Origin of the sequence: Klebsiella terrigena (assembly GCF_012029655.1) — a bacterium.
Classification (GTDB): domain Bacteria; phylum Pseudomonadota; class Gammaproteobacteria; order Enterobacterales; family Enterobacteriaceae; genus Klebsiella; species Klebsiella terrigena.
Window position 1 is genome coordinate 1,341,148 of record NZ_CP050508.1, and the last position, 11,308, is coordinate 1,352,455.

Here is an 11,308-nt window from a genome sequence, read left to right on the forward strand (position 1 = left end):
ATAAAAGATTTTCGAATCAGGCCGGGATGTTGCGACATCCCGTATACCCGGTCGTACATCAAGCCGGCCGCCTGGTTCCTTGCATTGAGTGATGTACGGAGTTAAAGAGCAATGAAATTACCGATTTATCTCGATTACTCCGCAACAACGCCGGTGGACCCGCGTGTTGCCGAGAAAATGATGCAGTTTCTGACCCTGGACGGGACCTTTGGTAACCCGGCCTCTCGTTCACACCGTTTTGGCTGGCAGGCTGAAGAGGCGGTAGATATCGCCCGTAATCAGATTGCCGAGCTGGTCGGTGCTGACCCGCGCGAAATCGTCTTTACCTCAGGCGCAACGGAATCCGACAACCTGGCGATCAAAGGTGCAGCCAACTTTTATCAGAAAAAAGGCAAGCACATTATCACCAGCAAAACCGAGCACAAAGCCGTGCTGGACACCTGTCGTCAGCTGGAGCGTGAAGGCTTCGAGATAACCTACCTTGCGCCTCAGCGCAACGGTATTATCGATCTGAAAGAGCTGGAAGCGGCCATGCGTGATGACACCATCGTGGTTTCCATCATGCACGTGAACAACGAAATCGGCGTGGTGCAGGACATCGCTACCATCGGCGAAATGTGCCGCGCACGCGGTATCATTTATCACGTTGACGCCACCCAGAGCGTGGGCAAACTGCCTATCGACCTGAGCCAGCTGAAAGTTGACCTGATGTCCTTCTCCGGTCACAAAATTTATGGCCCGAAAGGCATTGGCGCGCTGTACGTCCGTCGCAAACCGCGTATTCGTATTGAAGCGCAGATGCACGGCGGCGGTCACGAGCGCGGCATGCGTTCAGGCACTCTGCCTGTCCACCAGATCGTCGGTATGGGTGAAGCTTACCGTATCGCGAAAGAAGAGATGGAAACCGAGATGGCGCGCCTGCGCGGTCTGCGTAACCGTCTGTGGGAAGGCGTAAAAGATATGGAAGAGGTTTACCTCAACGGTGACCTCGCGCAGGGCGCGCCGAACATTCTCAACGTCAGCTTCAACTATGTTGAAGGCGAATCGCTGATTATGGCACTGAAAGACCTGGCCGTTTCCTCCGGTTCCGCTTGTACCTCAGCGAGCCTCGAGCCATCCTACGTGCTCCGCGCGCTGGGCATGACTGATGAACTGGCACACAGTTCTATCCGTTTCTCTTTAGGTCGTTTTACTACCGAAGAAGAGATTGACTACACCATCAACCTGGTTCGCAACTCCATTGGTCGTCTGCGCGATCTTTCTCCGCTGTGGGAAATGTTCAAGCAGGGCGTGGATCTGAACAGCATTGAATGGTCACATCATTAATCGGTAGGCATTAAGGAGAATTAATCATGGCATACAGCGAAAAAGTTATCGATCATTACGAGAATCCGCGCAACGTTGGCTCTTTTGACAACAGCGACGACTCCGTCGGTAGCGGCATGGTCGGCGCGCCGGCGTGCGGCGACGTTATGAAGCTGCAGATCAAAGTCAACAATGAAGGTATCATTGAAGACGCGCGCTTCAAGACCTACGGCTGCGGTTCCGCTATCGCTTCCAGCTCCCTGGTCACCGAGTGGGTGAAGGGCAAGTCTCTGGACGAAGCTCAGGCTATCAAGAACACCGATATCGCCGATGAACTCGAACTGCCGCCGGTAAAAATCCACTGCTCTATCCTGGCGGAAGACGCGATTAAAGCCGCGATTGCGGATTATAAAAGCAAACGTGAAGCGAAATAATTAAGAGGTTATTGTATGTCGATTACTCTTAGCGACAGCGCAGCGTCGCGAGTGAATACCTTCCTGGCCAACCGCGGCAAAGGCTTTGGCCTGCGCTTAGGTGTTCGCACCTCCGGATGTTCAGGTATGGCCTACGTGCTGGAATTTGTTGACGAGCCGGCGGCAGAAGACACCGTGTTTGAAGATAAAGGCGTCAAGGTAGTGATCGACGGCAAAAGCCTGCAGTTCCTCGACGGCACTCAGCTGGACTTTGTTAAAGAAGGCCTGAATGAAGGGTTTAAGTTTACGAACCCGAACATCAAAGATGAGTGCGGCTGCGGCGAAAGCTTCAACGTGTAATCTGCACTATATCCGCTGAATTTCGGCGCAGCATCGCGGCGGCAGGCGGGCGTTTCCCGATACGCTTACGACAGTAGGCGAACGCCGCCGGTTAAGATGCGACCTGAGAGGCGCGGATATATAACCCCACTGCGGAGTACCGTGCGTGGGGTTTGCTTTATCTCGTTAACCCTGAGGTTACTATGGACTATTTTGCCCTCTTCGGGTTACCGGTCAGTTATACCCTTTCGCAAGAACAGCTGGCTGTCCGGTACCAGGATTTACAGCGCCAGTATCACCCCGACCGGTTCGCCAGCGCCAGCGCCGCCGAACAGCTCGCCTCCGTGCAGCACTCCGCGACGATTAATCAGGCCTGGCAAACGCTGCGTCATCCGCTGACCCGCGCCGAATATATCCTTTCGCTTCACGGCTTCGATTTAGCCAGCGAACAGCACACCGTGCGCGACACCGCGTTCCTGATGGAGCAGCTGGAGCTGCGCGAAGAGCTGGATGAGATCGAAAGATCGCAGGATGAAGCGCGTTTGACCGCGTTTATTCAGCGCGTGAAGGGGATGTACGACGTTCGTCAGCGGCAGGTCGTTGAGCAGTTAGACAGCGAAGCGTGGGAGACAGCGGCGGATACCGTGCGTAAGCTGCGTTTTCTCGATAAACTTCAGAATGTTGCAGAACAACTCGAAGAAAAGTTTTTTTCATTCTAACCTGTTCGGGTCGCCATGCAGCCAACGTAGCTGCAACACAGATTATGACGAGTAAATTAATATTCGGAAGCAATTATGGCCTTATTACAAATTAGTGAGCCTGGCCTGAGTGCCGCGCCGCACCAGCGTCGTCTGGCGGCGGGTATTGACCTGGGTACCACCAATTCACTGGTCGCCACCGTGCGTAGCGGCCAGGCCGAAACTCTGCCCGATCGCCAGGGACGCTACCTGCTGCCTTCGGTGGTGAACTACCAGCCGTCCGGCCTCAGCGTCGGCTATGATGCCCGACAGAATGCCGCGCTGGATCCGGTTAACACCATCAGCTCGGTGAAGCGCATGATGGGGCGCTCGCTGGTCGATATTCAGACCCGCTACCCGCATCTGCCTTATCAGCTGCAGGCCAGCGAAAACGGCCTGCCCATGATTCAAACCGCCGGCGGCCTGCTTAATCCGGTCCGCGTTTCTGCCGATATCCTCAAGGCGCTGGCCGCCCGCGCCACGGAAGCCCTTGCCGGCGACCTCGACGGCGTGGTGATCACCGTCCCGGCCTACTTCGACGATGCGCAGCGCCAGGGCACTAAAGACGCCGCGCGTCTGGCCGGCCTGCACGTGCTGCGCCTGCTGAACGAACCGACGGCGGCGGCGATTGCCTACGGCCTCGACTCCGGTCAGGAAGGGGTTATCGCGGTCTACGATCTCGGCGGCGGCACCTTTGATATTTCCGTACTGCGCCTCAGCCGCGGCGTCTTCGAAGTCCTGGCCACCGGCGGCGACTCGGCGCTCGGCGGCGATGATTTTGACCATCTGCTCGCGGACTATCTGCGCGAGCAGGCGGGCCTCAGCGATCGCAGCGATAACCGCCTGCAGCGCGAGCTGCTGGACGCGGCTATTGCGGCCAAAATTGCCCTCAGCGCAGCGGAAACCGCCCGCGTTGACGTCGGCGGCTGGCAGGGCGAAATCACCCGTAGCCACTTTAATGAGCTGATTGCTCCGCTGGTTAAGCGCACTCTGCTGGCCTGTCGTCGCGCGTTGAAGGACGCCGGCGTAAGCGCGGAAGAGGTGCTGGAAGTGGTGATGGTGGGCGGTTCAACCCGCGTGCCGCTGGTGCGCGAGCGCGTCGGCGAGTTTTTTGGCCGTACCCCGCTGACCACCATCGACCCGGATAAAGTTGTCGCCATCGGCGCCGCCATTCAGGCCGATATTCTGGTCGGCAACAAGCCGGACAGCGAGCTGCTGCTGCTCGACGTTATCCCGCTCTCTCTGGGGCTGGAAACGATGGGCGGCCTGGTGGAGAAAGTGATCCCGCGCAATACCACCATCCCGGTGGCCCGCGCCCAGGAGTTCACCACCTTTAAAGACGGTCAGACGGCGATGTCTATCCACGTCATGCAGGGCGAACGCGAACTGGTGCAGGACTGCCGTTCGCTGGCGCGCTTTGCGCTGCGCGGTATCCCGGCAATGCCGGCGGGCGGGGCGCATATTCGCGTCACCTTCCAGGTCGATGCCGACGGGCTGCTGAGCGTCACCGCTATGGAGAAATCGACCGCGGTCGAAGCCTCTATTCAGGTGAAACCCTCCTACGGCCTGAGCGACAGCGAAATCGCCACCATGATTAAAGATTCGATGAGCCACGCCGAACAGGACGTTAAGGCGCGAATGCTGGCCGAACAAAAAGTCGAAGCCGCACGCGTTCTGGAAAGCCTGGAAAGCGCGCTGGCCACCGATGCCGCGCTGCTAAGCGCCGCAGAACGTCAGGCTATCGATGACGCAACGGCGCAGCTGCGCGCGGTAGCGACAGGCGATGACGCCGATGCAATTAAAGAAGCCATTAAAAATACAGACACACAAACCCAGGAATTTGCCGCACGCCGCATGGACCAGTCGGTCCGTACCGCGCTGAAAGGCCAATCCGTGGACGAGGTTTAATATGCCAAAGATCGTTTTTCTACCCCACCAGGACCTGTGCCCGGATGGCGTAGTTGTGGAAGCTGAGATCGGTGAGACCATTCTTGATGCCGCGCTGCGTAGCGGTATTGAGATTGAACACGCCTGTGAAAAATCCTGTGCCTGCACCACCTGCCACTGCATCGTGCGTGAAGGTTTTGACTCGCTGGCCGAAAGTACCGAAGATGAAGACGATATGCTGGATAAGGCCTGGGGGCTGGAACCCGACAGCCGTCTGAGCTGCCAGGCGCGCGTGACCGCCGACGATCTGGTCGTCGAAATTCCGCGCTACACCATCAACCACGCACGCGAGCATTAATATGGCACTGAAATGGACCGACAGTCGTGAAATTGGCGAAGCGCTGTATGACGCCTTCCCGGATCTCGACCCGAAAACCGTTCGCTTCACCGATTTGCATCAGTGGATTTGCGAGCTGGAAGAGTTTAATGACGATCCAAACGCATCCAATGAAAAAATTCTGGAGGCAATTCTGCTAGTCTGGTTAGACGAAGCAGAATAATTTTCGCGTCATGCTCCACGTTGCAGATGCGTTGGCCGCGTTCGCTCACCCCAGTCGCATAGTTATCTACGCTCCAGGGGATTTGCTTACTTGCCGCCTTCCTGCAACGCGAATCATTTAGCGGAAAATTTTAACGGGCTGCCATAGGGTGGCCCGTTTGCTAATAAGGATGAATAAAATGACCGAAGCTATGAAAATTACGCTTACCGTTCAGCCAGCCGACGCGCGCTGGGGAGAAAAAGCGGCTTACAGCATTAACAACGACGGCATCACCCTGCATCTCAACGGTAAAGACGACCTGGGCCTGATTCAGCGCGCGGCGCGTAAAGTTGACGGCATGGGTATCAGGCACGTTGCGCTCGACGGCGAAGGTTGGAATACCGACCGCGCGTGGGCGTTCTGGGCGGGTTATAAAGGGCCGAAAGGCAGCCGCCAGGTTGAGTGGCCGGCGCTGGACGAAGCGCAAAAGCGCGAACTGGATAGCCGTCTGGCTATTATTGACTGGGTGCGTGACACCATTAACGCCCCGGCGGAAGAGCTCGGCCCGGAGCAGTTGGCCCAGCGCGCGGTCGACCTGTTGTGCGGCGTTGGCTGCGATAACGTCGCTTACCGCATCACCAAAGGCGAAGACCTGCGCGAGCAGAACTACCTTGGCCTGCACACCGTCGGACGCGGCTCCGAGCGCCCGCCGGTTCTGCTGGCGCTGGACTACAACCCAACCGGCGATAAAGACGCGCCGGTCTACGCCTGCCTGGTGGGGAAAGGCATCACCTTCGATTCCGGCGGCTACAGCATCAAGCAGAGCGCGTTTATGGATTCGATGAAGTCCGACATGGGCGGCGCGGCCACGGTGACCGGCGCGCTGGCGTTTGCGATTACCCGCGGCCTGAATAAGCGCGTGAAGCTCTATCTGTGCTGCGCCGACAACCTGATTAGCGGCAACGCCTTCAAGCTGGGCGATATCATTCGCTACCGTAACGGTAAAACCGTAGAAATTATGAACACCGACGCCGAAGGCCGTCTGGTGCTGGCGGATGGCCTGATCGATGCCTCTGCGCAGAAGCCGGAGCTGATTATCGACGCGGCGACGCTGACCGGCGCGGCGAAAACCGCCCTGGGCAACGACTACCACGCGCTGTTCAGCTTCGACGACGCGCTGGCGTCTCGCCTGCTGGCGAGCGCGCAGGCGGAAAACGAAGCCTTCTGGCGCCTGCCGCTGGCAGAATTCCACCGCGGCCAGCTGCCGTCGAATTTCGCCGAGCTGAACAACACCGGCAGCGCCGCCTATCCGGCGGGCGCGAGCACGGCGGCAGGGTTCCTGTCCCATTTCGTTGAGAACTATCATCAGGGCTGGCTGCATATCGACTGCTCCGCAACCTACCGTAAATCCGCCGTTGAGCAGTGGGCGGCCGGCGCGACGGGGCTCGGCGTACGCACGATTGCCAATCTGTTAACCGCAGAGTAAAAAATGGCGGGGCGCTGGCGCCCCGAATTGCCTCACCCCGGCCCGCGGCCGGGGATTGCTGATTCTGATGTTGTGAGAGCCATGTCCGAAACTAAAAATGAATTAGAAACTCTGCTGGAAAAGGCGGCGATTGAGCCCGGCCATCGCCCGGCTTTTTTCCGTACGCTGCTGGAGTCCACCGTCTGGGTGCCCGGCGCGGCGGCGGAAGGTGAACAGGTTGTGGAGGAGAGCGCCGTCGACCTGCAGCACTGGGAAAAAGATGATGGCGCCTCGGTCATTCCCTTTTTTACCTCGCTGGAGGCCCTGCAGCAGGCGGTCGAAGACGAGCAGTCTTTTGTCGCGATGCCGGCGCGTACGCTGATGGCGATGACCCTGGGCGAGACGCTGTTCCTCAACGCCAAACTGCCGGCCGGAAAAGAGTTCACGCCGAACGAAATCAAGCATCTGCTGGGTGAAGAGGGCGGTCCGCTGAGCACGCAAACCGTGCTGGAAGGCGGGGAGTCGCTGCTGCTCTCTGAGGTGGCCGAGCCGCCGGCGCAGATGGTGGATTCGCTGACCACGCTATTTAAATCCCTGAAAACCGTGAAGCGGGCGTTTCTGTGCTCGATCAAAGATAGCGCGGACGCGCCGGCGAACCTGCTGATCGGCATTGAGGCCGAGGGGGATATCGAAGAGATAATCCAGGCGACCGGCAGCGTGGCAACCGACACCCAGCCCGGCGATGAGCCGATCGATATTTGCCAGGTGGTCGAAGGGGAGAAGGGCATCAGCCACTTTATGATTGCCCATATCACGCCATTCTATGAAAAGCGCTGGGGCAGCTTCCTGCGTGATTTCAAGCAAAACCGCATTATCTGATGACGGCGGGGCGCTAACCCCGCCGCTGTTTTAGTGCGCTGGCTCTATCGGCAAATCAGCGCGGGCGCCCCATTCGCTCCACGAACCGTCGTACAGGCTGACGCCGTTAACGCCCAGCGTTGTCAGCGCCAGCACCACCACCGCCGCCGTGACGCCGGATCCGCAGCTGGCGATAATCGGCCGCTCGAAGTCTACGCCCTGGCGCAGGAAAATATCGTTCAGCTCGTCGATAGTTTTCAGCTCGCCGTTAATCACCAGCTCGGTCCACGGAACGTTCAGCGCCCCGGGAATATGCCCCCGGCGCAGGCCAGGACGCGGCTCATCGACGAGACCGTTAAAGCGCCCGGCCGGACGCGCGTCGACGATCTGGGCCGATCCTTCATGGCTCACCAGCAGCACGTCGGTCAGCCGCTTAACCACCAGCGGATCGAAGCGGCCGTCGAATTCACCCTCCGGCAGCTGCGGCTCGTCCTGCTCCAGCGGCAGCTCATCGCGCCGCCAGCCGGCCAGCCCGCCGGCGAGAATAGAGACGTTTTCAACCCCGAAGGTCCGCAGCATCCACCAGGCGCGCGGGGCCGAGAAGAGGTTACCCTCATCGTAAACCACCAGATGCTTATCGCTGCTGACGCCCAGCTCACGCATCGCCACGGCGAAGGCTTCCGCCCGCGGCATCATATGCGGCAGCGGGCTGGTGCGATCGGATAGGGCTTCAATATCGAAAAAGACGGCGTTGGGAATATGGCCCGCGCGATATTCCGCATCCATATCACGCAGGGATTCCTGACCTGCTGGCGCCATTCGGGCATCGATAATCTGGATTTCCGGGTCATCAATATGTTCTGCCAGCCAGTCGGCGGCGACAAAAAACGAAGTGGACATGGCTCTCTCCGTGTCATCAACAATAGATAGATTGTTGATGTTTTTGCCCTTACCGACAAGGCATTTTCACGTAATAGATATCGTAATGTGATATGTCCCCGGCGCACGCCGGGGAGAAACGATCAGAAGCGGTTTTGATGCAGATAGCGCCAGGCGTACTGGGCGTACAGCCCGGCGCCGGTTTTCATCACCTGCTCATCAATATTGAAGCATCCGTGATGGTGGGCGTAGTCGCTCCCTTTCTCTTTATTGCCGGAGCCGAGCAGGGCAAAACAGCCGGGGATGTCCTGCATATAAAAGCTGAAATCCTCTCCGCCGGTCGTTGGCTTTTCGCTGAATAGCGCGTCGTCGCCGAAGGCCTCGCGGATCACCGATTGCGCCAGCCGTGCGCTGCGCTCTTCGTTAATCACCGGTGGCGTGCCGTAGCAGTAGTCGACGGCAACGGTGGCACCATACATCGCCGCGGTATGCTGCGCATAGCGCGCTATTGCGGCCTCCAGGCGCTGGCGGGTTTCGATGCTGAAACAGCGCACGGTGCCGTCAAGAACGGCATTTTCGGCAATCACGTTGAACCGGGTGCCGACATCCATTCGGCCGATAGAGACCACCGCGGATTCCAGCGGCGAAGTTTCACGCGCCACGATAGCCTGCAAATTCATCACGAAGGCGGAGGCGACGACTGCCGCATCGATGCAGGCCTCCGGCATTGAGCCGTGACCGCCGCGGCCGCGAAAAGTGACTTTGAGTAAATCCGCGGAGGCAAACGACGACCCCAGGTTGCAGGAGATTTTACCGGCAGGCGAACCGGACCAGATATGCATGCCAAAAATGTTGTCGACGCTATCGAGCGCGCCCTGGTCGATCATGGCCTTCGCCCCCTCGGCAATCTCCTCGGCGGGCTGAAAAATTAAACGCACGTTACCGGACATCTGCTCGCGAACCTCGTACAGCGCACGGGCGGCGGTGAGCAGCATTGCGGTATGGGAATCATGCCCGCAGGCGTGCATTTTCCCGTCGATTTGCGATTTATAGCTGAGCCGATCGTTGAGCTCCTGCACCGGCAGCGCATCCATATCGGCACGCAGGGCGACCGTCTTGCCCGGCCTGCCGCCGGTGATGTCTGCAATGACGCCGGTCGGAACGGTACGACGGCAGGCGATGCCGATGCTCTCCAGTTCCGCCACGACGCGCTCCGTCGTTCGCCGTTCCTCCCACGGCAGCTCCGGGTGGGCGTGGAGATCGCGGCGAAAGGCGATTGTCGCCTGCTCTTCTCTGGCGACGATGGCGGTAATAGCGGGGTTAATCATAAAACGGACTCCATAGGTACGTAGAAAATGAAAGCGTTCAGCCCACAGCCGGCACCAGATAGCCCACCAGTATTCCGGCGAGGATGACGGAAACAATCGTCACGGAGATAAACCCGCCGACCAGCATTGGCCCCAGCATGTGCTGAGTCAGCATCTGGCGTTCTTTTTCATCCTGGGTGAGGGAGTTAATGGCTTCGTTGGTGATGATGTAATCCGCCGGAAAGCCGTACAGCGCGGTCAGGGAGATGGCGAATGACATGGCGCCGCTGACGCCGAGCGCTTTCCCTATGGCCCAGGAAACGATAAACATGCCGATAACCGCCGTGGCGATGAGCACCGCCATCGGGAAAAGCAGACGCAGCAGCATATCCGGCGTGGCTTTGTTCAAGGTATCAAAGATAAACAGCATCAATGCCATTACGGCAAAGCCGAAGCCGTTCGCTTTTTGCAGCGTATGTTTTTCAAGAAAGCCCAATGAAGTAAAGACCACGCCAAAAAACAGGCACAGTACGAACGGGCTGATGCTGACTATGGGCTTTGCCAGCTCGGAGACAAACCAGGCCAGGCAGCCCACTATCGCCAGGCGCAGGAATTTAAAATAGGTACTGTTGTAGCTTGTGGGGATGCGGCTAAACAACCGCGGCATCATTTCTTCACCGCAGGCGAGGAGGGTCCGTTCATCTTCAGCGCTATCAGGATGATGTTCGCCGCTGCGGTAGCGCGTAAGCAGCGCTTTTCCTTCGCGTTGCAGCATGATGGCGGTGAAGGGATAGCCGGCGAATCCCTGCATCACGTAAATCAGAATCGCCAGCACCGACAGATCCACCAGCCCGGCGTTGCTTGCGCCTTGCGACATAATCAATGATGAAACGATCCCGCCGACCAGCGGCGGGATGGTAACCAGCGCGGTGTTGCGATCAAACAGCAGCAGGCTCACCGCGAAAACGGCCACCGTTATCCCGGCGATACCCGCCAGCGCAACGACCACCGTTTTCCACTGGCGCATGAGCTCCTTCAGCGACAGCAGGGTTCCCATATTGGTAATCAGAAGATACATCAGCATGATGGCGACGGGCGCGGTGATTCCCGCCCGGCTGATAATATCCTCCGGGAAAAAAGTCCAGTACCCGCCCAGAAACAGCGCTGCACAAACAAAGACGGAAGGAACCCAGGCTTTTGTCCGCGTAGAAATAACATCGCCTGTATAAAGAATGAAAAGAATAATTAAAAGAGCGCTCATTTGTGACATAGATAATTCCCATATTATTTATTTTATATGTCAATCCGGAACGGATGACTGTTGTGCCGTTATTGATTCCGCAGAACGGGCGGTCAGTGCTACCACCAGAAGTTTTTTAGCCGACGAGGGCATCAACATATATCGTCAATCATGCGCCTGCCGGGCAGCGGCAATGAAACCATTTCTCCATCTGAAGCTGAGAATGGACGGCCGCCGCGAAGGTAAGGGCGGCATGGCATATCACGGTATAGCGTTCAAGTAAGAGAAAACCAACTGGTTGTCAATTTATAGGTGGGGGCTAATGTTAATTTCAGAATT

Annotated in this window: 12 protein-coding genes; 9 read left to right on the forward strand and 3 right to left on the reverse strand. The window is 58.0% G+C overall.

Going from position 1 to position 11,308, the window contains the following annotated elements; translation table 11 throughout:
* Window positions 1–111: 111 nt before the first annotated feature.
* From iscS to sseB, 9 genes are all read left to right on the forward strand, one after another.
* Entirely contained in the window at window positions 112–1,326 is a 1,215-nt protein-coding gene (gene iscS / locus HCK03_RS06415; RefSeq protein ID WP_041146726.1) for a cysteine desulfurase, read from the forward strand.
* A gap of 26 nt (window positions 1,327–1,352) precedes the next feature.
* Window positions 1,353–1,739 (forward strand): Fe-S cluster assembly scaffold IscU, encoded by a 387-nt coding sequence (iscU, locus tag HCK03_RS06420; RefSeq protein ID WP_004866383.1) that lies wholly within the window; start codon window positions 1,353–1,355, stop codon window positions 1,737–1,739.
* 15 nt (window positions 1,740–1,754) lie between these two features.
* A complete protein-coding gene (gene iscA, locus HCK03_RS06425) occupies window positions 1,755–2,078 on the forward strand; it encodes an iron-sulfur cluster assembly protein IscA (protein ID WP_041146725.1) in 324 nt (107 codons plus the stop codon).
* Window positions 2,079–2,260: 182 nt separating this feature from the next.
* Window positions 2,261–2,776, forward strand: a complete 516-nt coding sequence (gene hscB, locus HCK03_RS06430; protein ID WP_167691284.1) for a co-chaperone HscB — start codon at window positions 2,261–2,263, stop codon at window positions 2,774–2,776.
* A gap of 75 nt (window positions 2,777–2,851) precedes the next feature.
* Window positions 2,852–4,702 carry a Fe-S protein assembly chaperone HscA gene (gene hscA, locus HCK03_RS06435; protein ID WP_076947802.1) on the forward strand — a complete coding sequence of 617 codons (1,851 nt, stop codon included), beginning with the start codon at window positions 2,852–2,854 and terminating at the stop codon, window positions 4,700–4,702.
* A gap of 1 nt (window position 4,703) precedes the next feature.
* Window positions 4,704–5,039 carry an ISC system 2Fe-2S type ferredoxin gene (gene fdx / locus HCK03_RS06440; RefSeq protein WP_041146722.1) on the forward strand — a complete coding sequence of 112 codons (336 nt, stop codon included), beginning with the start codon at window positions 4,704–4,706 and terminating at the stop codon, window positions 5,037–5,039.
* 1 nt (window position 5,040) lies between these two features.
* Complete coding sequence (gene iscX, locus HCK03_RS06445; RefSeq protein WP_041146721.1) at window positions 5,041–5,241, forward strand: Fe-S cluster assembly protein IscX; 201 nt, start codon at window positions 5,041–5,043, stop codon at window positions 5,239–5,241.
* Window positions 5,242–5,419: 178 nt separating this feature from the next.
* The gene (pepB, locus tag HCK03_RS06450; RefSeq protein WP_143717353.1) at window positions 5,420–6,706 is read left to right on the forward strand and encodes an aminopeptidase PepB; all 1,287 of its coding nucleotides are present in this window, start codon (window positions 5,420–5,422) and stop codon (window positions 6,704–6,706) included.
* A gap of 81 nt (window positions 6,707–6,787) precedes the next feature.
* Window positions 6,788–7,564 (forward strand): enhanced serine sensitivity protein SseB, encoded by a 777-nt coding sequence (gene sseB, locus HCK03_RS06455; protein WP_041146719.1) that lies wholly within the window; start codon window positions 6,788–6,790, stop codon window positions 7,562–7,564.
* Window positions 7,565–7,594: 30 nt separating this feature from the next.
* Here sseB and sseA read toward each other — a convergent pair whose 3' ends face one another.
* The 3 genes from sseA to HCK03_RS06470 form a co-directional block, all read right to left on the reverse strand.
* Complete coding sequence (gene sseA, locus HCK03_RS06460) at window positions 7,595–8,443, reverse strand: 3-mercaptopyruvate sulfurtransferase (protein ID WP_041146718.1); 849 nt, start codon at window positions 8,441–8,443, stop codon at window positions 7,595–7,597.
* Window positions 8,444–8,565: 122 nt separating this feature from the next.
* Window positions 8,566–9,750, reverse strand: coding sequence for an amidohydrolase (locus tag HCK03_RS06465; RefSeq protein WP_167691285.1), 1,185 nt, complete (start codon window positions 9,748–9,750; stop codon window positions 8,566–8,568).
* A gap of 37 nt (window positions 9,751–9,787) precedes the next feature.
* On the reverse strand, window positions 9,788–10,999 hold the full coding sequence (locus HCK03_RS06470) for a hypothetical protein (RefSeq protein ID WP_167691286.1): 1,212 nt from the start codon (window positions 10,997–10,999) through the stop codon (window positions 9,788–9,790).
* Window positions 11,000–11,308: the final 309 nt, after the last annotated feature.